The sequence below is a fragment of the Streptomyces sp. NPDC006458 genome, assembly GCF_040612135.1.
Taxonomy (GTDB): domain Bacteria; phylum Actinomycetota; class Actinomycetes; order Streptomycetales; family Streptomycetaceae; genus Streptomyces.
In genome coordinates, this window is record NZ_JBEXPR010000006.1 from 54,501 (window position 1) to 79,107 (window position 24,607).

Below are 24,607 nucleotides of genomic sequence, written 5' to 3' on the forward strand. Positions count from 1 at the left end.
GAACCCCTGTCACATCCGGACAGGCTCTCCGTCCGGCGCCAACGCCGGGTAGCGGCAGCGCGGACGGCGCCTTACACGACGGCGACCGGACACACTTCCTTGACCTCAACACCGCTTCAGGTCCTACGGTCGTGCCATGAGCATGGAGACCACCGCCTGGACGCAGTTGTACAGCGTCATGCACGCCCAGCAGGATCGCCGCCCCTTCGCCGCCGCGACGCTGCGCCGTATCGCCGCGTTCGCCCGACCGCACCGCTCCCGGATCGCCCTGTTCGTCCTGTTCGGGGTCGTCACCGCGCTGCTCGCCGTGGCGACGCCGGTCCTCGCCGGAGGGGTGGTGGACGCGATCGTGACCGGCGGAGACGAGGACACCGTCGTACGGCTCGCCCTGCTCATCGCGCTGATCGCCCTTGTGGAGGCGGGACTCGGCATCCTCGGGCGCAGGCTCTCGGCCCGGCTCGGCGAGGGCCTGATCCTCGACCTGCGCACCGCCGTCTTCGACCACGTCCAGCGCATGCCGGTCGCGTTCTTCACCCGCACCCGCACGGGCGCGCTGGTCAGCCGGCTCAACAACGACGTGATCGGCGCCCAGCGGGCGTTCAGCAACACCCTGTCCGGTGTGGTCAGCAACGTGGTCACGCTGGTGCTCACGCTCGCCGTCATGCTCACCCTGTCCTGGCAGGTCACGGTGCTCGCGCTGGTCCTGCTGCCGGTGTTCGTGGTGCCCGCCCGGCGCATGGGCGGGCGGATGGCGCGGATGCAGCGGGAGGCGGCGACGCTGAACGCGGCCATGGGCACCCGGATGACCGAACGCTTCTCCGCGCCCGGCGCCACGCTGGTCAAGCTGTTCGGGCGGCCGGAGGAGGAGTCCGCCGAGTTCGCCGACCGGGCCCGCCGGGTCGCCGACATCGGCGTCCGTACGGCGACCGCGCAGTCGGCGTTCATGACCGCGCTCACCCTGGTCTCGGCCCTCGCCCTCGCCCTCGTCTACGGCCTCGGCGGCTGGTTCGCGCTGCGCGGCAGCATGGAGCCCGGTGCCGTCGTCGCCCTCGCCCTGCTGCTGACCCGGCTGTACGCGCCGCTCACCGCGCTGGCCGGGGCGCGGGTGGAGGTGATGAGCGCCCTCGTCAGCTTCGAGCGGGTCTTCGAGGTACTCGACCTCAAGCCGCTCATCGAGGAGCGGCCCGACGCCCGCGAGGTGCCCGAGGGGCCGGTCGCCGTCGAGTTCGAGGACGTCCGCTTCGGCTACCCCGCCGCCGACAAGGTCTCCCTCGCCTCCCTGGAGGAGGTGGCGACCCTGGACACCCGCGGCGGCGCGGAGGTCCTGCACGGCGTGACCTTCCGCGCCGAACCCGGGCAGACCGTGGCCCTGGTCGGCTCCTCCGGCGCGGGCAAGTCGACGATCGCCCAACTGCTGCCCCGGCTCTACGACGTGGACTCGGGCGCGGTGCGGGTCGGGGGCGTGGACGTCCGCGAGGTGACTCAGACCTCGCTGCGGGCCACCCTCGGCATGGTCACCCAGGACGGCCATCTCTTCCACGACACCGTCCGCGCCAACCTGCTGCTGGCCCGGCCGGACGCGCCCGACGAGGACCTGTGGGACGCCCTGCGCCGGGCCCGCCTGGACGACCTGGTCCGCGACCTGCCCGACGGGCTCGACACGGTCGTGGGCGAGCGCGGATACCGCCTCTCCGGCGGCGAGCGCCAGCGCATGACCATCGCCCGGCTGCTGCTGGCCCGCCAGCGCGTGGTCATCCTCGACGAGGCCACCGCCCATCTGGACAACACCTCCGAGGCGGCGGTCCAGGAGGCCCTGACGGAAGCCCTCGCGGGCCGTACCGCGATCGTCATCGCCCACCGGCTGTCGACCGTGCGCGCGGCCGATCTGATCCTGGTCCTGGAGAAGGGCCGCGTCGTGGAGCGCGGAACGCACGAGGAGCTGCTGGCGGCGGAGGGCCGGTACGCCGAGCTGTACCGGACGCAGTTCGAGCAGCAGCGCGGGGGCGTGACGGACGGGGCCGAGGAGGAAGGGGCGCAAGCGGCGGGAGTGCTGGCGTAGGCCGGGGCCCGGCCGAAGGGACGGCGGCGGGTGGGCGGGGGCACCCGGGACGGCGGCGAAGGGGCAGGGCTACCCGGGACGGCGGCGGAGGGCCGGGGCTGCCCGGGACGGCGGCGGAGGGGCGGGGCTGCCCGGGGCGGCGGCGAAGGGCCGGGGATGTCCTCGCCCACCGCCGCCGTCGACGGGGCGCTGTCACCAGTGCGCGGGTCTGCTCAGCGCCGCCGGCAGGCGGGTGGCGGCGTCGCCGCGGGCGGCGTTCACCTGTGCCTGGGTCAGGAAGACGCTGCCCGTGAGGTCGGCTCCCCCGAGGTCGGCGTCGCGCAGGTCCGCGCCGATCAGGTCGGCCATGCGCAGGTCGGCGTTGCTCAGGTCGGCGGCGACCAGCAGGGCGCCCCGCAGGCTCGCGCCCCGAAGGTCGGCCCCGGCGAGCCGGGCGCCCATCAGATCGGCCCCGCGGTGGTCGCGGGTGAGGCCGGGCACCTGCGCGCGCACCAGCTCGCCGACCCGCACCAGCGCCGTGTTCACCTCGCCGCGCAGCGCGTTGACGTCCAGCGCCGCCAGCGCGTCGGCGTCGCCGCGGGTCAGCTCCTCCAGCCGGGCCCGCTCGCGCCGGAGCCGCTGGTGCACCGGCCGCGCCACGGCGAGGTCGAGCGCCTCGGTGACGTACCACAGCAGCTCGTGCAGCTGCCGCATCACGGGGAACACGGCGAACATCCGCGGGGCCGTGGCGGGCGCCTGTCGCCAGTCGGTGCCGCCGAAGGTGATCTGGGAGACCTTCTGACCGGCGCCGAAGCAGTCGAAGACCGTGCAGCCCTGGTAGCCCTCCTGCCGCAGCCGCGCGTGGATGCCGCAGCGGAACCCGGCGTCCAGGTTCGAACACGGGCGCCCGGCCGGCTTGTCGACCGCGAAGTCGGCGGACCGGGCGAAGGGGAGGGCGACACAGCACAGGCCGAAGCAACTGGCACAGTCGGAGTGCAGGGCGGCGCGGTCGGGCGCCGCGCCGTGGGGCGCCGGGGTGCCGGGGGTCTCCGCCGCGGTCCCTGCCGCCTCGTCCGGGGCCGCCTTGTTGTCCGGGGCCGCCTTGCCACGAGCCGCGCTGTCCCGAGGTGCCTCGTCGCTGCCCCGCCCCGAGGACCGGCGGCCGCGCCCGCCCGCCGGGGAAGGGCGCCCCTTCCCCTGGGCGGCGGTGGACCGCTTGCGGCCCGAGGAGGACGAAGAGGCTGAGGGCTGTGGCGACACCGTGCGGGCTCCCGTGGGGCGGTGAGCACCGCGTCCGGGTGCTCGGAGGACGCCGTCCAGTCTCGCAGACGCCCGGGACGCCCGAGGGGCCCGGCAGACCGCGGGGTGCCCGCCCGCTGCCGTGCTCCAGGGTCAGAGCGGGGTCACGGCCGCGATGTGGTCGCGGATCTCCTGCCGTACCGCGTGCGCGTGCGTGTCCAGGAAGAAGTGGCCGCCGCGGAACACCCGCATCCGGAAGGACGCCGCGGTGTGCCGCCCCCACGCCTCCACGTCCGCCACCGCGGCGACGGGATCGGCGTCGCCGCCCATCGCCACGATGGGACAGCGCAGGGGAGGGGCCGACGGATGGTGGTACCGCTCGATGGCGCGGTAGTCGCCGCGGAGGGTCGGCAGCACCAGGCGCAGCACGCTGTCGTCGGCGAGCAGCCGGGACACCTGCTCGTTGTCGGCGTTCAGCCGCTTGAGCTCCGCCACCAGCTCCGAGTCGTCGGCGAACCGGACGCGCCGCTCACGCGGCAGGGAGGGGGCCCGCCGCCCCGAGACGACCAGCCCCCGAGGCGGCACACCGCGCCGCTCCAGCCGCAGCGCGACCTCGAAGGCGACGGCGGCGCCCATGCTGTGCCCGAACAGCACGAACGGCCGGTCGGACCAGGCGAGCAGCTCCTCGGCCACCCGGTCGGCCAGGACGGTGAGGTCCTCGACGCACGGCTCGTCGATACGTTCCTGCCGCCCCGGGTACTGCACCGACAGCACCTGCACGTCCGGCGTCAGCGCCCGGGACAGCGGGTGGTAGTACGAGGCGCCGCTTCCGGCGTACGGGAAGCAGACCAGCCGGACGGGGGCGTCCGGCGCCGGGTGGAACCGCCGGATCCAGGCGCCCCCGGTCGAGGTCTCGGCCACGGTCTGCTCCCCTTCGTCATGCGTCGCCCGCCACCCTAGGACGGGCGCGGGGCGGAGCCGTACCTGGCCGGTACGGCCTGACAGCGCGGTGTCAGCGGGCTGCCCGCTGTGTCAGCGGGACGCCCGTCGCATCGGCGACCGGCCCCCGTGTCAGCTCCTCAGCGACTCAGCCCCTCAGCGCCGACGCGAGGATCCTCGGCAGCGCGGACCAGCGGGGTCGGGCGACGAAGTCGGCGAGCGGGCCCGGAGCCCGTCCTGTGCGAAGCGAACGCCCTCGGCCGCGAGAGGGACAACCGCCGAAACGGACCAGGATGATGTGCCGGCACCCCGCACCGCGCCCGGCATGACAAGCTGTGCTGGCCCACCCCCGAACCCAGGAGGTCACCATGACCGCAGAGCCCGTACCTACGGAAGGTTCGGAGCCGGCCGCCCCCGAGACCCCTCTGGCGCCGGACAGCGACGGCAACTACGACCTCAAGCGCAAGTTCCGTGAAGCGCTGGCGCGCAAGCGCGGTGCGCAGGCGGACGCGGCCGATGTCGCCGCCAACCCGGATGCGTCGAAGGTGCGTGCGGCGCACGGCCCGGCTGCGAGCCAGCGGTCGTTCAGGCGCAAGAGCGGCGGCTGAGCCGAACGATCCCGCGGTCCGTCCACCCTGCCGGCACTCTGCGCGCTGACCACTCGCGCGCCCGGTGCCGTGGCCCGCAACGTGCGCATGTACGTTGCACGTTGCGGGCGAGGCGGAGCCGGCGGTCTCGCCTGTGGGAGGGCCCGACTGCGGCCGGCGCGAGTCGGTGGCGCCACCGCACCGGCACGCGCGTGTGGTCAGGTTCGGGTGCAGGTGATGCAGCCGGTCACCCATCCTCCGCGATCACCGACAGTCCAGGCCGTCGCGCGCACGCCGCATCCGCCAGCCTGCTCCGTCCTTCTGCAACCCGACCGGGCAGCTAAGGCCAGGAGGGCCCTCACACGCTCGTCAGTACGTCGGCGACTGGTCGGCTTCAGTCCTTGACACCGGTCGGCACGCCGTTGGAAAACCGCGTCGATGTAGAGTGAGAAACGCCCTTGACCTGCAAGAGCGGGCAGGGAGCCAATCTCCCTCGGCAACCTTTACCGCAGCCCGGGCACGCCCAGCCTGGCGCTCGGTGAAGCGGCGGAACTCCGAGGACAGGCGGAGATCTCCGACAGGGTAAGCCGGTCAGGGCACTCCCAGGCAGGTCGGAGGGGCGTCCCGCCCCCACGCTCGGTAGGTCATGCGACCGAGGTGTGCCCGGAGCTACCTGGATTGCGGCTATGTAGCGACGTTAGCGGCCCGAGTGCGGAGCTCCTGGGCCTCTGGAAGGTCACCGTACCGGCGCAGACGGACCCGCATGTCCTGGAGGGCGGCCTGAACTTTCACGGAGCGGACGCCGTCCGCGCAGTCGAGGAAGTCGCGCCAGGTGGCGAGGGCGCCGTCGAAGAACACCCTTCCCGCCCAGCACCAGGCGCGGCCGGAGGACCAGATCAAGCGTCAGTGTGTCCCGCGCCGTGGCCGGCCCGAAGACGTCGCGGCCCTGGTGACGTTTCTCGTGGGCCCCTCCGCCTCGTTCATCACGGGGCAGTCCGTCCACGTCGACGGCGGCTGGCTGCTCCACTGAGACCATCAAGGGGCAAGGAGACGAACCGAAATGATCGAACGAGTCCGAGCCGTCCTCGTCACCGCTGACGACACGATGCTGGTCATCCGCCGCACCAGGCCCGGCATCCCCGAATACTGGGTCCTTCCCGGTGGCGGCGTCGAACCCGGCGACGAGTCCCGGGAGGCCGCCCTCCATCGGGAGATCCACGAGGAGATCGCGGGGAAGGCGGACGTCATCCGCCTCCTCCACACCATGGAGTCCGACGACGAGCGCCAGCTCTTCTACCTCGCCCGCATCGCGACCTGGTCCTTCGAGGACCGCACCGGTCCCGAGTTCAGCGCCGAGGGCCGCGGCGAGTACGCGCTCGAGGAGATCCCGCTGACCCTGGAGGGGTTCGACGGTATCGACCTCAAGCCCGAGGAGATCGCCCACGTGCTGAGGGGAGCCATCGGCGCCGGGAGCCTCGGCGTCGAGGCATCGCTCTGAGCCTGCGCGTACGTCGCCCTGCCGCCGGGACCGGCTCTGAGATGAGCCCGTCCCGGCAGCCTTCTGATCTCAGCGGGCCGAGCCCGGACGCGGCTCCTCGTCCTGCCCCGACAGCAGCCGCAGGGCGATGACCGATCCGTCGGCGTGCACGGAGACGGGGCCGCCCCAGTCCTTGTCAAAGGTGAGACGGGGGCGGACGTGGCGGCTCGCGTGGACGAGAGCACGGTATTCCTCGACGTCGCCCCGGGCGAGCAGCCGGAAGACCTCCGCGTCCACGCCGGAGAACGCCTCGACGCGGGGGCCGTTCAAGCGGAAGACGTGGTCGGTGCCGACGTACTTGTTGCCGAAGAGGACGTGGGCGGCGTCCTGGATGCTCATGCTGGCCGCGTGTTCGATGCCGGTGAAGCGTTTGCGGCCCTGCCGGTCGGTCAGGTGGCGGGCGGTGGCGTGGCCGGAGCCGGTGAAGGCCATGAGGCCCGCTGCCGTGGTGTGGGCCAGGGACTCCTGGAACCAGGCGTAGTCCCTCGCCTGCACGTGGCAGCCCCGTACGGGCTCCGGTGCCACCAGGCCCTCGGTCGGCGGGTGGATGTCCGGCATCACGTTCGCCTGGAACGGTGGGGCGTTCAGGTTCGGCTCCCGGCCTTCCGCCGGGGCCAGCCGCCCTCCGCTGCCGGGTGCCTGGAGGGCGTGGACGATCATCGTGCCGCCGTCCGTCGGGAGCTGTGTGCTGAACAGCAGGCCGGGGGTCTCGTTCCACGGGCCGATGTGGACCGCTTCGGCGTGGGCCGAGGCGGAGGCCAGCTGCTCGGCGGAGGTGGCGGAGTCGCTGTGGTTGCCCTTGCAGGCGAGGGGGATGACGAGGGACGGCTCGCCCGGCCGCCAGACCTCGGCGAAGTACTGGGGACGATAGCGGTACTTCACCTTCTCGCCCTTGTCCCTGCTCGTGAGGGCCCAGCCCGCGCGTAACGCCGTTTCTGCGGGGACGATCGTCACCGAGTGGTCGGGGAAGCGGCTGCGCAGCATGTGCTCGGCGAGCGTGAGGGCGAAGCCGATGCCGAGCTCGCCGGACTGCAGCGACTTGTAGTGGTCCGCGATGCGGTGGCCCTCGTCGGTGAGGCCAAGGAAGGAGTCGCTGCCGCCGGCCAGGGCCTGGGTGTACTTCAGCGCGCCCCAGTGCTCCGCCAGCCCCCGTCCCGCACCACGCCACGACAGGGCCGTGGCCCGGGCGAGGGTGTGGAGGACGTCCCAGAGGGTCACTTCGAACTGCCGGGGCAGTTCTGTCTGCGGGATCGGGACGAGACCGTGCTTCCTGCGGAGCGGCTCGTCCTCGTTATCCTTCCGCTTCTTGTCGTCCGCCGCGATGGCGGCCTTCACCTTCCCGACGAGCGCGTCGTCGGAGTGGACGGGGACGTTCGACGGCTGGGTCAGGTCCTGGAGCACTTCCTCGGTCGGCTTCAACAGCTCTCCTTCACAGTGTGCGAGGGCGGTTCGCCATCGGTTGGACCGTACGGAAGGGAGGAGCGGCGCACGCAAGTGCGCAGGGGCGCGTGACCTGGGCTTCGGCCCGGGCGGGCCGCCGTCGGCGCCTTGGCCCCGCCTCGCTCGCGAGTTCCATGCTGCCGAGGGGCCTCGGGCGGGCGGCAGGCAGTGAGCCTTCCCGGGGGGTCGAGCGCCGACCGGCCGATGGCCAAAGGGAACCGTGTTCCACGAACCAGAGCGATGTCGGTGGCCGACAGGTCGGTGCATGGACGCACGTCGTCCGTGTGCAGAGTGGTCGCCCGCACCTTTGATGGCTCATCAGGTAAGTCAGCACCCGGTCAGCATGAGTCGCCGGGCTTTCCCGGAGTGAGGTTCCCCCGGCGTGCGGGAGGTGCTGATCAGCTGGTCAGGGCGGGTTGACGGGGTTTAAGGTTCGTTCGTTCGGCCGTTGCCTGGTCGGCGTAGTGCTTCTCCTCGAACTCGATCGGGCTGAGGTAGCCGAGCCGCTTCTGGATGCGCCGGGAGTTATAGAAGCCGTCGATGTACTCGAACAGTGCGAGATTCGCCTCGGCCCGGGTGGCGAAGACGCGGCCGCGGATGCACTCCGTCTTGATGATCATCCACATGTTCTCCGCGAGAGCGTTGTCGTAGCTGTCCCCGACCGATCCCATGGATGCCTCAACTCCCGCTCGCAGCAGTCGAGTTGTGAGATTCACGGATGTGTATTGACAGCCGTGATCCGCATGGTGGATCAGCTTGCCCGGTTCGACTTCGCGGCTCGCGAGCGCGTACTCGAGGGTGGTCAGGACCAGGTCGGCGTCCGCGCGGGCGGAGGTCTCCCAGGCGACCACCCGGCGGGAGAACGCGTCCCGGATCGCCGAGAGCCACAAGGGCCCCTCACCGGTGGTGATCATGGTGAGGTCGGTGACCCACAGCCGGTTCGGCGCCGGTGCGGTGAAGTCCCGCTCGACCAGGTCCGGGGCGAGTGTGGCCTTGGGGTCGCGGCGCGTGAAGCCGCCCCGGCGCGGACTGATCCCCGCGATCGCGGCCTCGCGCATCAACCGCTCGACCCGCTTGCGCCCCACATGGACGCCCTCGCGCTTGAGCACGACGTGCACGCGCGGCGAGCCATAGATCCCGCCGGACTCGGCGTGGATCTCCTTGATCCGCTCGGTCAGCTCGACGTCGCGGCGCCGCCGTTCGCACGGTTCACGCTCAGCCTGGCGCCAGCGGTAGTAAGTGGAGGAGGCGATGTGCAGTTCCCGCAGTACGGGCTCGACCCCCAGGCTGGGGTGCTCGTGGAGGAGCGCGGTCACCTGGGCCGGGTCGGGTCGAGCTGGGCCGCGAAAAAAGCCGAGGCCGTCCGCAGGACCTCGTTCGCCCGCTTGAGCTGGGCGTTCTCCTTGCGTAGCGCGGAGAGTTCGGCGCGCTCGTCGGTGGTGAGCCGGTCGTCACGCTCGCCGGCGTCGGCCTCGGCCTGCCGGATCCAGCCACGCAGGGCCTCCGGGTGCACGCCGAGATCGACGGCAAGCTTTTTGATCTGGGGCTTCGGATCGGCGGTGCGGTACATCCGTACCGCACGCTCACGCAACTCCAACGAGTACTTTCTGGGGGCGGCCATGGTCGATGTTCCTCTCATGAGTCCCATCTGACCCTCTGTCAACACACTCCGCATCTCGGGGGAACCTCAGAGGGTTGCCCGAGCAGGCGCCGGTGCGGCGCGATAGCCAAGGCGTGAAGCCGTCTCGCCCGAGCGGAGCGATGTTCCTCACAATCCTCGGACGGCGTGTGCCGGTGTAGAGTCGAGACCGCCCTTGACCTGCACAAAGCAGGCAGGGAGCCGTCTTCCAGGAGTCCAAAGTGCTGCGCACCATGTTCAAGTCCAAGATCTAGCGTTTGGGCGTTTTTGCAGGTCAGAGGTTTGATGGCCCCGCTCGGGTCAGCAAATGGTCAGCATCGGACGCGGGAGCGTCCCAGCTTGCTGACCAGGTGGCCGCCATGACGGGGGACCTGAACACAGGTGCCTGGCTTCCGCTTGGGACGTTCGCTGCGTTACTCGACAGCTCGTCCGCGGCATGGGTCCTGAGTGAGTGGGCTGCGTTCGGGGCCGAAGCGGCGTGCCTCGTGGATGCCGCCTGCCCCCTCCGGCCGCTACCGCGACCTCGCCCGGCCCGGTGTCCTTCTCGTCCACTGCGACGGCGCCATGGGCCTCGGCTTCGGCACCGTCGTCATTTCCGACACCGACACCGAAGCCAGCGCCGACTCTCCTGCGGCGGCCCTCCGCGTGGCCCGCTGCGTCGTGATCACCCGCGCCCGCGAGCGGAGCTGGTCCCGGGTCTGCAGGGAAGGGCGGGCGGCTGCCCGACCCGTACGTACGACAGGGACCCCCGTATCCGCCATGCCGCCGCCTCCCAGCAGCGATACTGGACGCATGGACACGACGATCACCGCCCCCCGCGCCGAGGTGCTGCGGGACCGCTACCGTAGCCGACTGCCCGGGCGCTTGCAGGAGCTGGCCGGCCCCGTCGAGGGCAACGTGGACCTGCCGCTCCACATCGTCTGGTCCGGGCGGACGAGCTACAGCCTGGACCGTCCGAAGTCCCGCATGACGCTCTACCGGACCGTCCTCACCGAAGGACTGAGTGAGGACCTGATGGCCCTCCTGCACCACCGGCTGCTCACCGAACAGTGGCCCGTGCTGCGGCGCTTGATCAGTCCCTACATCCGCGAGGTCTGGGAGGACGCCTTCCCCGAGCTGCTCCGCACCGCTCCGGCCGATACGACCGCCGCGTGAAGCTCACTCCGCTCCACGAGCGTCTCCTCGCCGACATCCTCGACCTCGGCTCCCCCTACCCTCTGGTCCTCACCGGCGGATACGCCGTGCAGGCCCACGGCCTGGTCGAACGCTTCAGCCGTGACCTCGACGTCGCCACCGAGAACCCCGCTCCGATGCAGGAGATCGTCGCCTCACTCACAGCAGGTCTCAGCGCGCGCGGATGGCGGACCACGCACGTCCGGACCGATCCGCTCAGCGGCCGGTTCCTCGTCACCGATCCGGACACCGGCGAGGAGTGCGAGGTTGACGTCCTCAAGGAGGCGTTCTGGGCTCCGCCTGCCCAGACCCCCTACGGCCCCGTTCTTTCCCTCGACGACGTGATCGGCACCAAGGTCCGCGCCCTCGCCGACCGCGGCACCGTCCGCGACCTCATCGACGTCCAGGCCGCCTCCCGCCACCGCTCCACCGCCGACCTCGAATCCCTGGGCCGCCGTCGCGCCCACGACGAGTTCAGCCTCGAAGACCTCCGGGACCGGCTGATCGGCGCGGACTGGTACGAGGATGAGGACTACACCGCGTACGGGCTCACCTCCCGGCAGATCGAAGAACTCAAGGCGTGGGCGCTGGAGTGGGCGGAGGATCTGGGTGCGCGGATCCATGACGAGAACGCCTGAGAGGCGGTCATCGCGTCCATCCCCTCTACCGCCGTTTCAACGAGAGGATGCGGTGTAGCCAGCAGGTTCCAACCCGGAGCCGTCCACGGCGGGTGGCTGCCCTGCACGGCGGATGTGCATGGCAGCCGAGCGATACCCCGCAGTGGACTCACGGCGAGACCGGGCTGCGGTAACGGTCACTCAGCATTTGATCAACATGAGCTGCCGAACATACTGAGAAGGCTGTCCGAACAGGCACCTGGTCGGTGGCGTTACAACAGCCTGGTTGGCGCGGAAGCCCAGGCAAGGAGCCTTCTCCCCAAAGAGAAGCGATGTTCCTCACAATCGTCGACTTCGACGAGTGGCCGTGTAGAGTGAAGACCGCCCTTGACCTGCGCAAAGCAGGCAGGGAGCCGTCTTCCAGGAGTCCAAAGTGCTGCGCACCATGTTCAAGTCCAAGATCCACCGCGCCACCGTCACTCAGGCCCACCTGCACTACGTGGGATCGGTGACCATCGACGCGGACCTGCTCGACGCCTCCGACCTCCTGCCAGGGGAGCTGGTCCACATCGTCGACATCACCAACGGTGCCCGCCTGGAGACCTACGTCATCGAGGGGGAGCGCGGGTCCGGGGTGATCGGGATCAACGGGGCCGCCGCCCATCTGGTGCACCCCGGGGATCTGGTGATCATCATCAGTTACGCTCAGGTGACCGACGCCGAGGCGCGCGAGCTGAAGCCGCGGGTTGTGCACGTGGACGCGGACAACCGGATCGTGGCGCTGGGCGCGGATGCGGGCGAGCCGGTCCCGGGCTCGGACCAGTTGCGCAGCCCGCAGGCCGTGACGGTCTGACCGTCGCGCGGGCCCGCACCGGACGCCGTCGCCCCGCCCGCCCGCGCCGGACGCCGTCGCCTCGCCCGCCCGGCGACGAGAGGTGCCCGTGAGCGACATCGAGATCCGCGACGACCGGGCGGCGGGCCGCCTGGAGGCGTTCGGCGGCGACGGCGGCGGTGAAGTCGTCGGCCGCATCCAGTACTTCGTCCTGGAGCCGCCCGCCCGCGCCCTCGTGCCCGTGCACACCGTCGTCGAGCCCGCCCACGAGGACCGGGGCATCGCCGGGTCGCTCGCCCGCGAGCTGTACGCCCTCGCCGCGCGCGAGGGCGTCCCGGTGGCGCCGCTGTGCCCCTACGTCGTGAAATGGCAGGCCCGCCACCCCGAGGAGGCCCCGGCCGCCGACGCCGAGCTGCTGCGCGCGGCGAAGGCCTGGCTCGCGGCCCACCCCGAACTCTTCTGAGACGGGGTACCGCCGATGCTCGCGCTGCTGCACACCTCGCCCGTGCACGTCCCCGTCTTCGACGCCCTGCGCGACGAGACCCACCCGGGCCTGGAACTCCACCACATGGTCGCCGAGGACCTGCTGACCCGTGCCCGCGCCGAGGGCCCCGACGCGGTCGCCCAGGACGTCCGCACACTGGTGGAGGTGGCCGCCGGTGAAGGAGCCAAGGCCGTTCTCTGCACCTGCTCCACCATCGGGGCAGTCGCCGAGTCGGTCGCCGCCTCGCTCCGGGTGCCCGTGCTGCGCGTCGACCGCCCCATGGCCGCCGCGGCGGTCGCCGAGGGCCCGCGGATCGTCGTCCTCGCCGCTCTGGAGAGCACCCTCGGCCCCACCGCCGCCCTCATCGGGGAAGAGGCCCGCCGCGCGGGCCGGCCGGCCCGGGTGAGGACCGTGCTCGTCGAGGGGGCCTGGGCCCGCTTCGAGGCGGGCGACAGCGAGGCCTACGTCCGCTTGGTCGCCGACGCGGCCGACGCCGTCACGGACGCCGACGCGATCGTCCTGGCCCAGGCCTCCATGGCCCCGGCCCAGCACCTTGCGACCACTTCCGTCTCCGTCCTGTCGAGCCCCCGCCCGGGCCTCACCGCGGCAGCGGAGGCCGCCGGGTCCGTCTGACCCCACTCAGGTCAGCGGCGGCCCCGGCTCGGGATCCGGTACCGGCTCCGGCCCCGGCGGGATCGGGGAGGGATCGGGCTCGGGAACCGGCCGGGGCCCCGGCGGCGGCTCGGGCGGCGATGGCACCGGCACCGGCTCCGGATACGGCTGAGGCCCCGGCGTCGGCCCAGGCTGAACAGGATCGGGTCGCGGCTCGCTCATGACGACCTCCGACACTCACGCACGCGGACATACCCCCCAACCCACCCTCCCGCCTACCCCAACCCCACCTCTCCGAACACCCAGGCGCCCGCCACCCACAAGGTGCGCGAGGAACGGCCCAAAGCCCCCACAACCCCGCACCCACGCAACACCGCCCCCCCGACCGCTCCTCAGAGCGCCCAGGGGGCCTACCGCCCCTCAATGGGCGCGGGGAACGGCGCGACAAGCCACGACGAACCCGCACCCGCAAGGCACCGAACCCCCCGGCCCCTCGTCAGAACGCCCAGGGGGCCAGACACCCCAAGGGGGCGCGGGGAACGGCGCGACAAGCCACGACGAACCCCGCACCCGAACGGAGACAGAACCTCAGTCGGACACCTCGGACCGGTCCCCGCCCCACAGCGTGTGGAACGCCCCCTCCCGATCCACCCTCCGATACGTGTGCGCCCCGAAAAAGTCCCGCTGCCCCTGCGTAAGCGCCGCAGGCAACCGCTCGGCACGCAACGCGTCGTAGTAGGCCAGCGCGGCGGAGAACCCGGGCGTCGGCACCCCCTGCCGGGTCGCCGTGACGATCACCTCACGCCAGTCGTCCTGCGCGTCGGCGATCTCCCGGGCGAAATCCCCGTCGGACAGCAGACTCGGCAGATCCGCCCGGGCGTCGTACGCGGCCCGGATACGGTCCAGGAACGCCGCACGGATGATGCACCCGCCCCGCCAGATCGCGGACACCGCACCGGGGTCGATGGACCAGTCGTACTCCTCGCTGCCCGCGGCGATCTCGTGGAAGCCCTGGGTGTACGACACGATCTTCGAGGCGTACAGCGCCTGCTCCACCCGGTCGGCGAACGCGGCGGCCTCGGCCTCACCCAGCGGCGCCGCCGACGGACCGGCCAGCTCGCGCGAGGCGGCCCGCAGCGCGGCGTGCCCGGACAGGGAGCGGGCGAAGACCGCCTCGGCGATGCCCGAGACGGGCACACCGAGATCCAGGGCGATCTGGACCGTCCAGCGGCCGGTGCCCTTCTGCTCGGCCTGGTCCACCACCACGTCCACGAACGGCTTCCCCGTCGCCGCGTCCACGTGCGACAGCACCTCGGCCGTGATCTCGATGAGGTAGGAGTCCAGCCGGCCCGTGTTCCAGGTGCGGAAGATCTCGGCGATCCGCGCGGGCTCGTACCCGGCGACATCGCGCAGCAGCTGGTAGGCCTCGCCGATCAGCTGCATGTCGGCGTACTCGATGCCGTTGTGCACCATCTTCACGAAGTGGCCGGCGCCGTCCGGACCGACGTGCGTGACGCACGGCGCCCCGTCGGCCGCCTTCGCGGAGATCTTCTCCAGCATGGGGCCGAGCGAGTCGTACGACTCCACGGGCCCGCCGGGCATGATGCTCGGCCCGTTCAGCGCGCCCTCCTCGCCGCCGGAGACGCCCATGCCGACGAAGTGGATGCCCTGCTCGCGCAGCTCGCGCTCGCGGCGGCGGGTGTCGGCGAAGTGCGCGTTGCCGCCGTCGATGATCATGTCGCCGGGCTCCAGGAGCGGGGCGAACTCCTCGATCACCGCGTCCGTCGGCCCGCCCGCCTTCACCATGACGACGAGGCGCCTGGGCCGCTCCAGGGCCGCCACGAACTCCTTGGCGGTCTCGGCCGCGACGAACTCCCCCTCGTGGCCGAACTCCTCGACCAGCGCGTGCGTGCGCGCGGCGGTCCGGTTGTGCACGGCGACCGTGTAGCCGTTGCGGGCGAAATTGCGGGCGAGATTGCGGCCCATGACCGCGAGACCCGTGACGCCGATCTGGGCTGAAGTGCTCATTTCCGCCTGCTCCTAGAAGATCCGGTGGCTCTGGTGGTCCCTGGGTGGTGCGTGCCGGGCGTGACCGTCAGTATTGCCCACCGAGCGGCCTGAGGTGCCGGTACCCGGACTGTTTATGGGGTCCGTCGGGCTCAGTACGTACGGGGGTGGTCCAGCGCCTCAGCACCGTCACCCTGAACTGAAGTCAACGGAGAGGCGATCCCGGCCACTTGGGGTTGCTGTGCGACCGATAGCCGTCTTGTCATGGCCTGTTCCGCGCGCATACTTTTGGCCCTCCTGACGCTTGCTAGGGGGCACTTCATGGCCGTACGCGGCCGGCACCGCCGGTATCAGCCGAACAGGATCAACCGCGCCTCACTCACCGTCACGGCGAGCGGTGCCGGAATGGCCCTCCCGCTCGTCGGCGCCGGTGTCGCCCAGGCGGCCGACGTGGAGACCTGGGACAAGGTCGCCGCGTGCGAGTCGAGCAACGACTGGAACATCAACACCGGCAACGGCTACTTCGGCGGCCTGCAGTTCACCCAGTCCACCTGGGAGGCGTACGGCGGCACCGAATACGCGCCACGCGCCGACCTGGCGACCCAGGACCAGCAGATCGCCGTCGCCGAGAAGGTCCTCGACGGGCAGGGGCCGGGAGCCTGGCCCGTGTGCTCCGAGCGCGCCGGGCTCGCCCGCGGCGGCGACGGCCCCGACCTGCACACCCAGCAGACCAAGAGCTCCGTACGCGATGTGCAGCCCCAGACCACGCCCCAGTCGCGGGCTGGCCGCGCCGAGATGTACACCGTGGTCCGCGGCGACACGCTGTCCCGGATCGCCGACGAGGAGGACGTACGCGGCGGCTGGCGGGGCCTGTACGCGGCCAACCGCTCCACCATCGGCGCCGACCCCGATCTGATCCTGCCCGGCCAGCGGCTGAGCCTGGACGGCGCCAAGACCACCCGGCACACCGAGCGGGCGGCCCCGACGGCACCCCAGAAGAAACCCAAGGCCAAGGCCCCGGCCGCGGACGAGCAGCGCAAGCCGTCCCGGTCCGCCGAGCGCACCGAGAACCACGGCGCCTCCCGTGTCCCGCCCGTCGACGCGCCCGCCGGAACGCCGTACCACAAGGCCGGTTCCTCCTGGTCGAAGGGCTATCACACCGGCGTCGACTTCCCCGTGCCCACCGGTACCACGGTCAAGTCGATCGCCGTCGGCCGGGTGGTCAGCGCCGGGTGGGGCGGGTCCTTCGGCTACGAGGTGGTCGTACGGCATGACGACGGCCGCTACTCGCAGTACGCCCATCTGTCCGCGATCGGCGTGAAGTCCGGCCAGAGCGTGGTCGCGGGCCAGCGCCTGGGCCGCTCGGGGTCAACGGGCAACAGCACGGGCCCGCATCTGCACTTCGAGGTGCGGACGGGGCCCGGCTTCGGTTCGGACGTGGATCCGATCGCGTACCTGCGCGCCGGCGGCGTCAGGATCTGACACGCATGCGGTGCCGGTCGAGGACCGGCAGCGGCACGTACGGCAGGGCGTAGGCCCGGACGAACGCGATGTCGTCCTCGCTCGGGCGGCGTTCGAACGCGGCCGCCGGGCTCGGCGCCGGTACGAGGGCCGCCATGCCCAGCAGCGGGGTCAGCTCGTCGAGCGCACCCCGCTGCCGTGCGGCGGCGGCCTGTTCCGGCTCTCCGGCGGGCGCCGGCACCAGCGCCTCGGCGGTGACCGTCTCCGGTGTCACGGGCGCCTTCGCCACCGAGGCGGGTTCCGCCCCGGCGGCGGGCTGCGGAACGTCGCCCACGGCCCCCTCGCGGGCGATGCGCTCGGTCGTCAGCAGGATCAGACCGCCCGCGGCCACCACACCGCAGCTCAGCGCGAGCACGGTGCCGGTGGTGCCGTAGCGGAAGGTCTCGCCGAACATCGTGATGCCCACCGCGGCAGCCACCACCGGGTTCACCACGGTCAGCGTGGCCAGCGGGGCCGCGAGGCCCGCACCCCGGTAGGACGCCTGCGACAGCAGCAGGCCCGCCGAGGCCAGCACACCGATCGCGGCCAGCGACGGCACGTCCGACAGCGCCACACCGCCGGTCCAGTCGACCGCGACGGTCTTGGTGAACACCGAGGACATACCGAAGGCGACACCCGAGGCCGTGGCCAGCAGCATCGCGCGCACCGCCGGGTGCCGGTGCGCGGCCCGGGCCGCCGCCATCAGCGTGGCGACCACGCCGCCGGTGACGACGAAGGCCCCGATGCGCTCCGGACCGCTCAGCGAGTGCGCGCCGGCGGCACCGACCAGGGACAGCAGACCCGCCAGGCCCACCGTCGCCATGATCGCGCCCCGCCAGGCGGTGGCACCGGCTTTGCGGCCGACGAACAGCGCGGCCATGGGCAGCGCGAACACGATGGTCAGAGCGCCGAGCGGCTGGACCAGACTCAGCGGTCCGAAGGCCAGCGCGACCACGTGCAGCAGACCGCCCAGGCTGTTCAGCGCGACCGCCGCCCACCAGACGGGCCTGCGCACCGGCGCGTACTGCTCGCCCGGGGAGGTCTCCGCCACGCGCTCCTGCACGATCGCACCACCCGCGTACGCGACCGCGGACACGAACGACAGGAGCACGGACAACGCGAGGGCGCTCATGAGCAGCTCCTCTGCGTGAGGCGGGTCCTTGCGGCCCGGCGCGGCGAACGATCGGCATCCATGAACAACACCATGCCTCCTCGCGCTGTTCCCGTCGTCGTCCCTGAGACCTCAATGGCTCCTACTACCGATGGAGTACGCAGGTGGTCCCGTCCTACCCCAGGCGGGTGACAGCGCGCGGAGACCCTGAAGTCACATCCCCTAGGGGGCTTGGTACTACTGCTGTTCGTGGACCTCGACCCCCGTCTCGCCGCACTGCGCGAACTCGGACCCTTCTTCGCCGTGCGCACACTCCTAGGCACGGCCGGAGACCGGCCCCACCCCCCTGCGCCACTCGCGCGGGCCTATGGATTCGTAACATCGGACGTTTACGAGAATCCACTGACTTTCCGAGTCCGCAAGACCGCCGCCGCCCTGCACGCCCCCGAGCCGCGCGTGGCCGCCTCGATCGCTCACCTCGGGCTCGCCGCCCGGCTGTGGTCGATCGCCCTCGGCTGCGCCGTCCTGCACGGGCAGCTCCCCGACCTCGATCCGCGGCTGCTGTGCTGGGACCCCGACGCCGGGGCCCCGGACGACCTGTGGCTCACCGAGGTACGGCCGGGACCCGCCGCCGACGCCCCCGGCCTCGCTGAGGCCGTGCTTCTCGCCCACCTGGAACCCCTGGCCGCCGCCCTGCGCGCCGAGTACCGGCTCGCGCCCGGCCTGCTGCGCGGCAACGCGGCCTCCGCGCTCGTCGGCACCGCCCGGCAGCTGAGCCGCCGGGCGGGCGCGACCGGCGGCCCGGAAGCCGCCGACAGGGCCCGCGCCCTCACCGCCGAGCTGCTCGCGCACCCCCTGCTGACCGGCGCCGGCACCCTCACCGGGACGGCCTTCCGCCGGCGCAGCTGCTGCCTGTACTACCGGGTACCCGGCGGCGGCCTGTGCGGCGACTGCTGCTTCACCCGCCCGCCGCGCTCTTCCCCGCGCGCCGCATCTGGGTGACCATGAGGGGCCTGATGCGAAGAACAGGGGGATCCGGGGTGCGTGTGGGGCTTCTGACACGAGAGTTTCCCCCGGACGTCTACGGCGGTGCCGGCGTCCATGTCGAGTTCCTCGCCCGGGAGTTGCAGTCCCTGGTCGACCTCGACGTGCACTGCTGGGGCGAGGGCCGCGCCGACGGCGTCGTACGCCACCGCCCCTGGCCGGCGCTCGACGGCGCCAACGACGCGCTGCGCACCTTCTCCGTGGACCTGGCCATGGTCGCCGCCCTGGAGGGCCGCGAACTCGTCCACTCCCACACCTGGTACGCCAACCTCGCCGGGCACCTCGCCAAGACGCTGTACGGCATCCCGCACGTGCTGACGGCCCACTCCCTGGAACCGCTGCGCCCCTGGAAGGCCGAGCAACTCGGCGGCGGCTATGCCCTGTCGAGCTGGGCCGAACGCACCGCGGTGGAGTCCGCCGACGCGGTGATCGCGGTGTCGGGCGCCATGCGCCAGGACATCCTCGACTGCTATCCCGCGCTGGACCCCGACCGTGTCCACGTGGTGCACAACGGCATCGACACCGACCTGTACCGCCCCGACCCCGGCACCGACGCCCTGGAGCGCGTCGGACTCGACCCGGACCGGCCCTACGTGCTGTTCGTCGGGCGCATCACCCGGCAGAAGGGCGTGCCCCATCTGCTGCGCGCGGTACGGGACATCGACCCGGCCGCGCAGGTCGTGCTGTGCGCGGGCGCGCCCGACACCCCCGAGATCGACCGGGAGTTCCGCGAGCTCTACCGGGACCTGCGCGACGTACGGGACGCGGTGCACTGGATCCCGAAGATGCTGCCGCGTCCGGAGGTGATCCAACTCCTCACGCACGCGGCCGTGTTCGTGTGCCCGTCGGTGTACGAACCGCTCGGGATCGTCAACCTGGAGGCGATGGCGTGCGGTACGCCGGTCGTGGCGTCGCGGGTCGGCGGGATTCCGGAGGTCGTCGAGGACGGCGTGACCGGGCGGCTGGTGGCGGTGGACGACGACTTCGAGGCCGGGCTGACGCGCGCGCTGGACTCGCTGCTGGGCGACGCCGAGGCCGCCCGGCGGATGGGCGAGGCCGGACGGGCGCGCGCGGTGGGGGAGTTCGGCTGGGACGCCATCGCCCGGCGCACCGCCGCGCTCTACGCGAAGATCCTCGAACAGGCTTAGCCGTCCCTGCTCAGGGGCAGGCAGAAGAGGCAACCGGAGTGAGGGGAGCGGCGATGCGTCGTGGTGGGCCTTCGGTACTGGGGATCGTCCTGGCGGGCGGCGAGGGCAAGCGGCTGATGCCTCTGACCGCCGACCGCGCCAAACCGGCGGTCACCTTCGGCGGCACCTACCGCCTGGTCGACTTCGTCCTGTCCAACCTCGTCAACGCCGACATCCTGCGCATCTGCGTGCTCACGCAGTACAAGTCGCACTCGCTGGACCGGCACATCACCACCACCTGGCGGATGTCCAGCCTGCTCGGCAACTACATCACTCCCGTCCCGGCGCAGCAGCGGCTCGGTCCGCGCTGGTACCTGGGCAGCGCGGACGCCATCCTGCAGTCGCTGAACCTGGTCCACGACGAACAGCCCGAGTACGTCGCCGTGTTCGGCGCCGACCACGTGTACCGCATGGACCCGCGGCAGATGCTGGCCCGGCACATCGAGGCCGGGGCCGGGGTGACGGTGGCCGGGATCCGGGTCCCGCGCGCGCAGGCGTCGGCCTTCGGGGTGATCACGCCGGGCTCGGACGGCCGCAGCGTCGACCGCTTCCTGGAGAAGCCGGAGGACCCGCCCGGCCTGCCCGACGCGCCGGACTCGGTCTTCGCCTCGATGGGCAACTACATCTTCACCACCAAGGCCCTCATCGAGGCGCTCCAGCGGGACGCCGAGGAGGAGCGGTCCGTGCACGACATGGGCGGCTCGATCCTGCCCCAGCTCACCCACCGCGGCGACGCCCAGCTCTACGACTTCGGCGACAACCACGTCCCCGGCGAGACCAGCCGCGACCAGGGCTACTGGCGGGACGTGGGCACGCTGGACGCGTACTACGACGCCCATATGGACCTGATCGCCGAGCGCCCGGCCTTCAACCTGTACAACCGCAGCTGGCCCATCTACACCCACTCCAACCAGCTCTCGCCCGCCCGGTTCAACGCGGGCGGCATCGCGGGCGAGTCGATCATCAGCGCGGGCTGCCTCATCCGGGGGCAGGTCACCCGGTCGGTTCTGTCGCCGGGCGTCGTGGTCGACCCCGGAGCGGTGGTGCAGGGCTCGGTGCTGCACGACAACGTGCACATCGGGCGCGGAGCGGTGGTGCGGGGCGCGGTGCTGGACAAGAACGTGGAGGTCCCGCCGGGCGCGACCATCGGCGTGAACCCGGAGCGGGACACGGAGCTCTACACCGTCTCGCGGGGCGGGGTGATCGCGCTGGGCAAGGGACAGCGCGTGCCGTGATCCCCCTCAAGGCGCGTGACGTCCTTCGTCGCCGGGCGGCGGGCGTGACGGTCCCGGCGGCGGGCATGACCGTCCGGGCGGCGGGCGGCGGGCGGTGTCGACCGGTCTCGACCGCCTGCTGCCGTGTGCCGTGACCCGTTCGGCGTGACCCGTGTGCCGTGACCCGTGTGCTGTGACCCGTTCGGTGTGACGCGGTCGGCGCGACCCGTTCGGCGGCACCCGCCCGTGACCGTCCGGCCGTCCATGCCGTGACCATCGGGCCGTATGAGCCGTTACTTAATCATCTGTTAACTGTGCGTAACTCGATCGTACTTGACCGTAATCGCCCACTCGGGTTTGACTGCTGACTCACCCGTCGACGACGCGAGGCAAGCCCTTGACCGCAGATCTGCTCGCCCCCCTCGACCTGGCCTTCTGGAACATCGAGTCCCCCGAACACCCCATGCACCTCGGCGCGCTCGGTGTCTTCACCGCCAACTCGCCCACCGCGGCCGCGCACGCCGCCGACCTGCTGGCCGCGCGCGCCGCCGCGGTGCCCGGCCTGCGGATGCGCATCCGCGACGCGTGGCAGCCCTCCCGCCTGCTGCGCCCGCTCACCTTCGGCGGCGCCGTCCGCGAGCCGTACCACGGCTTCGACCCCCTCGACCACGTGGTCCTGCACGCCCCGGCCGCCGACTTCCAGGCCGTCGCCGGACAGCTGATGCAGCGCGCGCTGGACCGGGCCCGGCCGCCGTGGGAGGCGCATGTGCTGCCGGGGGAGGACGGCATGTCCTTCGCCGTCCTCTTCAAGTTCCACCACGCCCTCGCCGACGGCCTGCGCGCCCTGATGCTCGCCGCCGCCGTCATGGACCCCATGGACACCCCGGCGGCCCGGCCCCGCCGCCCCGAGGCGCCCCGCTCCGGCCTGCTGCCGGACGCGCGCCGGCTGCCCGGGATGGTCCGCGGGGCCCTGTCCGACATGGGCCGCGCCCTCGACATCGGCGCGTCGGTCGCGGTGTCCGGCCTCGGCGTGCGCTCGTCCGCCGCGCTGACCGCCGCATCGTCCGGCACCCGCCGTACCGCCGGAGCGGTCCTCGACATCGACGACATCCACCGCGTCCGCAAGCGCGTCGGCGGGACCGTCAACGACGTACTGATCGCCGTCGTCGCCGGGGCCCTGCGGCGCTGGCTCGACGAACGCGGCGACGACTGCGAGGGACTCGGCCCGCGCGCCCTGATCCCGGTGTCCAAGCGCCGCCCGCGCACCGCCCACCCGCAGGGCAACCGGCTGTCCGGCTACCTGATACGGCTCCCCGTCGGCCAGGCCGACCCGCTCGCCCGCCTGGAGACCGTCCGTACGGCGATGGACCGCAACAAGGACGCCGGGCCGGGCCGGGGCGCCGGCGCGGTCGCCCTGCTCGCCGACCACGTCCCCGCGCTCGGCCACCGGCTCGGCGGACCGTTCGCCGCCCAGGCCGCCCGGCTCTGGTTCGACATCCTCGTCACCAGCGTGCCGCTGCCCAGCCTCGGCCTGCGCCTGGGCGGGAACCCGCTCACCGCCGTCTACCCGTACGCCCCGCTCGCCCGCGGCCAGTCGCTGGCCGTGGCCGTCTCCACGTACCGCGGCAGCGTGCACTACGGACTCGTCGCCGACGCCGAGGCCGTCCCCGATCTGGACCGGTTCGCCGCCGCCCTGTCCGCCGAGGTGGAGACGCTCATCACCGCCTGCGACGGTTGACCTCGGCGGATTTTGCCGGTCCGGCCCGGCGCTCCGTAGAATCCCCCGTTCGACAGCGGGCGCGACCGGAGCGCCTCGACGAGGGAATCAGGAAGCGGCAGCGGCGATGACGGTGACAGAGGACGGTCCGGTGACCACGGACGAGGTCGTGTACGGGCCTGGCATCGACCCCGAACGGCTCGCCGTGTGCCTCAGCGTGCTCCAGGAGCTGGACCAGCTGGAGGTCGACCACCCCGACGCGATCCAGGTGCGCCGGGCCACGTCGCACATCTACCGCACGGTCAAGCAGCGCCGCCGTCAGGAGCGTCGGGCCGCCAAGACCGCCCATGACAAGTCGGTCACCGAGGCCACCGCGACCGGCTCCGCCCAGCGCATCGACGACGAGACCGAGGGCATCCTGCCGTCGTCGAGCACCGAGGACGGCACGATCGCGGGGATACTCCAGCGCCCGCGCTCCTGCTACACCTGCAAGAGCCGCTACGTGGAAGTCGACTACTTCTACCACCAGCTCTGTCCGGACTGCGCCCGCGTCAACCGCGCCAAGCGCGACGCCGGCGCCGACCTCACCGGCAAGCGCGCCCTGCTCACCGGCGGCCGCGCCAAGATCGGCATGTACATCGCGCTGCGACTGCTGCGCGACGGCGCCCACACCACGATCACCACGCGGTTCCCCAAGGACGCCATCCGCCGCTTCAAGGCCATGGACGACTCCGCGGACTGGATCCACCGCCTGGAGGTCGTCGGCATCGACCTGCGCGACCCCGCCCAGGCCGTGGCCCTCGCCGACCAGGTCGCCGAGCAGGGCCCGCTCGACATCCTGATCAACAACGCGACGCAGACCGTACGCCGTCTGCCGTCCGCCTACGCCGCGCTCGTCGAGGGCGAGAGCGCCCCGCTGCCCGCCGGTGAGCTGCCCGCCCACCACGTCATCGGCGCCTTCAACTCCGGCGCGGTCGACGGCCTCACCGCGCTGCCCGTCGGCGTCAGCGGCATCGACGCGCAGAGGGTCGCGGACCTGGCGCTGGTCGCGGGCAACGCCAGCATCGAGCGCCACCTCGACGGCACCGCCATCGACGCGGGCGGTCTGGTGCCGGACATCGTCGACAGCAACACCTGGGTGCAGAGCATCGACCAGATCTCCCCGGTGGAGCTGCTGGAGACCCAGCTGTGCAACTACACGGCCCCGTTCATCCTGATCAGCGCGCTGCGTCCGGCGATGGCCGAGGCCGCGCGCAAGGCGGCCAGTAAGCGCGCCTACGTCGTGAACGTCTCGGCGATGGAGGGTGTGTTCAACCGCGGCTACAAGGGCGCGGGTCACCCGAACACCAACGCAGCCAAGGCAGCCATGAACATGGTGACGCGGACCAGCGCGGAGGAGATGTTCACCTCCGACGGCATCCTGATGACCTCGGTCGACACCGGCTGGATCACCGACGAGCGCCCGCACTACGAGAAGCTGCGCCTCGCCGAGGCCGGTTTCCACGCGCCCCTCGACCTGGTCGACGGCGCGGCCCGCGTCTACGACCCGATCGTGCGCGGCGAGTCCGGTGACGACGTCTACGGCGTCTTCCTGAAGGACTACGCGCCCGGCAAGTGGTGACGCGCCAGGGCCCCCGGCGCGGCCCGCGTACCGCGACGGGGTGGTGGCCGGTCGGCGGGGCGTGGCCCT

Annotated in this window: 21 protein-coding genes and 1 pseudogene; 15 read left to right on the top strand and 7 right to left on the bottom strand. The window is 72.1% G+C overall.

The genetic code is table 11. The features are described from left to right. Positions 1 to 142: 142 nt before the first annotated feature. Positions 143 to 2,059: an ABC transporter ATP-binding protein gene (locus tag ABZZ79_RS09945; protein ID WP_356688645.1), complete on the top strand. Its 1,917-nt coding sequence runs from the start codon at positions 143 to 145 to the stop codon at positions 2,057 to 2,059. A gap of 192 nt (positions 2,060 to 2,251) precedes the next feature. On the opposite strand, the gene ABZZ79_RS09950 is transcribed toward ABZZ79_RS09945, so the two are convergent. Both ABZZ79_RS09950 and ABZZ79_RS09955 read right to left on the bottom strand, forming a co-directional pair. Continuing rightward, positions 2,252 to 3,037 (bottom strand): pentapeptide repeat-containing protein, encoded by a 786-nt coding sequence (locus ABZZ79_RS09950; protein WP_356688646.1) that lies wholly within the window; start codon positions 3,035 to 3,037, stop codon positions 2,252 to 2,254. Positions 3,038 to 3,430: 393 nt separating this feature from the next. Continuing rightward, the gene (locus ABZZ79_RS09955) at positions 3,431 to 4,198 is read right to left on the bottom strand and encodes an alpha/beta fold hydrolase (protein WP_356688391.1); all 768 of its coding nucleotides are present in this window, start codon (positions 4,196 to 4,198) and stop codon (positions 3,431 to 3,433) included. A gap of 386 nt (positions 4,199 to 4,584) precedes the next feature. On the opposite strand from ABZZ79_RS09955, the gene ABZZ79_RS09960 reads away from it, so the two are divergent. From ABZZ79_RS09960 to ABZZ79_RS09970, 3 genes and pseudogenes are all read left to right on the top strand, one after another. After that, positions 4,585 to 4,824 carry a DUF5302 domain-containing protein gene (locus tag ABZZ79_RS09960; RefSeq protein WP_356688393.1) on the top strand — a complete coding sequence of 80 codons (240 nt, stop codon included), beginning with the start codon at positions 4,585 to 4,587 and terminating at the stop codon, positions 4,822 to 4,824. A gap of 826 nt (positions 4,825 to 5,650) precedes the next feature. Next, positions 5,651 to 5,833: pseudogene (locus ABZZ79_RS09965) on the top strand (SDR family oxidoreductase); the annotation flags it as partial. Positions 5,834 to 5,863: 30 nt separating this feature from the next. After that, positions 5,864 to 6,301, top strand: coding sequence for an NUDIX domain-containing protein (locus ABZZ79_RS09970; protein ID WP_356688395.1), 438 nt, complete (start codon positions 5,864 to 5,866; stop codon positions 6,299 to 6,301). Between the two features lie 69 nt (positions 6,302 to 6,370). Here the strand turns inward: ABZZ79_RS09970 and ABZZ79_RS09975 are convergent, their stop codons facing one another. The 3 genes from ABZZ79_RS09975 to ABZZ79_RS09985 form a co-directional block, all read right to left on the bottom strand. Beyond that, positions 6,371 to 7,759 (bottom strand): hypothetical protein, encoded by a 1,389-nt coding sequence (locus tag ABZZ79_RS09975; RefSeq protein ID WP_356688397.1) that lies wholly within the window; start codon positions 7,757 to 7,759, stop codon positions 6,371 to 6,373. 419 nt (positions 7,760 to 8,178) lie between these two features. After that, entirely contained in the window at positions 8,179 to 9,096 is a 918-nt protein-coding gene (locus tag ABZZ79_RS09980; protein WP_356688399.1) for an IS3 family transposase, read from the bottom strand. Next, positions 9,093 to 9,401 carry a transposase gene (locus ABZZ79_RS09985; protein ID WP_356688401.1) on the bottom strand — a complete coding sequence of 103 codons (309 nt, stop codon included), beginning with the start codon at positions 9,399 to 9,401 and terminating at the stop codon, positions 9,093 to 9,095. The genes ABZZ79_RS09980 and ABZZ79_RS09985 overlap by 4 nt, the downstream gene beginning before the upstream one ends. 810 nt (positions 9,402 to 10,211) lie before the next feature. Between ABZZ79_RS09985 and ABZZ79_RS09990 the strand changes: the two genes are divergently transcribed. The 5 genes from ABZZ79_RS09990 (at position 10,212) to ABZZ79_RS10010 (ending at position 13,158) form a co-directional block, all read left to right on the top strand. Continuing rightward, entirely contained in the window at positions 10,212 to 10,574 is a 363-nt protein-coding gene (locus tag ABZZ79_RS09990) for a hypothetical protein (RefSeq protein ID WP_356688403.1), read from the top strand. Beyond that, on the top strand, positions 10,571 to 11,230 hold the full coding sequence (locus ABZZ79_RS09995) for a nucleotidyl transferase AbiEii/AbiGii toxin family protein (RefSeq protein ID WP_356688405.1): 660 nt from the start codon (positions 10,571 to 10,573) through the stop codon (positions 11,228 to 11,230). The genes ABZZ79_RS09990 and ABZZ79_RS09995 overlap by 4 nt, the downstream gene beginning before the upstream one ends. A gap of 412 nt (positions 11,231 to 11,642) precedes the next feature. Further along, the gene (gene panD, locus ABZZ79_RS10000) at positions 11,643 to 12,062 is read left to right on the top strand and encodes an aspartate 1-decarboxylase (RefSeq protein ID WP_356688407.1); all 420 of its coding nucleotides are present in this window, start codon (positions 11,643 to 11,645) and stop codon (positions 12,060 to 12,062) included. Positions 12,063 to 12,150: 88 nt separating this feature from the next. Further along, the gene (locus ABZZ79_RS10005; protein WP_356688409.1) at positions 12,151 to 12,504 is read left to right on the top strand and encodes an N-acetyltransferase; all 354 of its coding nucleotides are present in this window, start codon (positions 12,151 to 12,153) and stop codon (positions 12,502 to 12,504) included. A 15-nt stretch (positions 12,505 to 12,519) separates the two neighbouring features. Next, complete coding sequence (locus ABZZ79_RS10010) at positions 12,520 to 13,158, top strand: aspartate/glutamate racemase family protein (RefSeq protein WP_356688411.1); 639 nt, start codon at positions 12,520 to 12,522, stop codon at positions 13,156 to 13,158. A 567-nt stretch (positions 13,159 to 13,725) separates the two neighbouring features. On the opposite strand, the gene gndA is transcribed toward ABZZ79_RS10010, so the two are convergent. Further along, the gene (gene gndA / locus ABZZ79_RS10015; RefSeq protein WP_356688413.1) at positions 13,726 to 15,165 is read right to left on the bottom strand and encodes an NADP-dependent phosphogluconate dehydrogenase; all 1,440 of its coding nucleotides are present in this window, start codon (positions 15,163 to 15,165) and stop codon (positions 13,726 to 13,728) included. Between the two features lie 300 nt (positions 15,166 to 15,465). Between gndA and ABZZ79_RS10020 the strand changes: the two genes are divergently transcribed. Further along, on the top strand, positions 15,466 to 16,626 hold the full coding sequence (locus ABZZ79_RS10020) for a transglycosylase family protein (RefSeq protein ID WP_356688415.1): 1,161 nt from the start codon (positions 15,466 to 15,468) through the stop codon (positions 16,624 to 16,626). On the opposite strand, the gene ABZZ79_RS10025 is transcribed toward ABZZ79_RS10020, so the two are convergent. Beyond that, the gene (locus tag ABZZ79_RS10025) at positions 16,616 to 17,776 is read right to left on the bottom strand and encodes a DMT family transporter (protein WP_356688417.1); all 1,161 of its coding nucleotides are present in this window, start codon (positions 17,774 to 17,776) and stop codon (positions 16,616 to 16,618) included. The genes ABZZ79_RS10020 and ABZZ79_RS10025 overlap by 11 nt on opposite strands. Before the next feature lie 210 nt (positions 17,777 to 17,986). On the opposite strand from ABZZ79_RS10025, the gene ABZZ79_RS10030 reads away from it, so the two are divergent. The 5 genes from ABZZ79_RS10030 (at position 17,987) to ABZZ79_RS10050 (ending at position 24,538) form a co-directional block, all read left to right on the top strand. After that, the gene (locus tag ABZZ79_RS10030) at positions 17,987 to 18,757 is read left to right on the top strand and encodes a (2Fe-2S)-binding protein (RefSeq protein ID WP_356688419.1); all 771 of its coding nucleotides are present in this window, start codon (positions 17,987 to 17,989) and stop codon (positions 18,755 to 18,757) included. 38 nt (positions 18,758 to 18,795) lie between these two features. Further along, the gene (gene glgA / locus ABZZ79_RS10035; RefSeq protein WP_356688421.1) at positions 18,796 to 19,947 is read left to right on the top strand and encodes a glycogen synthase; all 1,152 of its coding nucleotides are present in this window, start codon (positions 18,796 to 18,798) and stop codon (positions 19,945 to 19,947) included. 53 nt (positions 19,948 to 20,000) lie between these two features. Then, complete coding sequence (glgC, locus tag ABZZ79_RS10040; RefSeq protein ID WP_356688423.1) at positions 20,001 to 21,221, top strand: glucose-1-phosphate adenylyltransferase; 1,221 nt, start codon at positions 20,001 to 20,003, stop codon at positions 21,219 to 21,221. Positions 21,222 to 21,597: 376 nt separating this feature from the next. Beyond that, positions 21,598 to 22,938, top strand: a complete 1,341-nt coding sequence (locus ABZZ79_RS10045) for a wax ester/triacylglycerol synthase family O-acyltransferase (protein ID WP_356688425.1) — start codon at positions 21,598 to 21,600, stop codon at positions 22,936 to 22,938. Positions 22,939 to 23,044: 106 nt separating this feature from the next. After that, positions 23,045 to 24,538 carry an SDR family NAD(P)-dependent oxidoreductase gene (locus tag ABZZ79_RS10050; protein WP_356688427.1) on the top strand — a complete coding sequence of 498 codons (1,494 nt, stop codon included), beginning with the start codon at positions 23,045 to 23,047 and terminating at the stop codon, positions 24,536 to 24,538. The last annotated feature ends 69 nt before the right edge of the window (positions 24,539 to 24,607 follow it).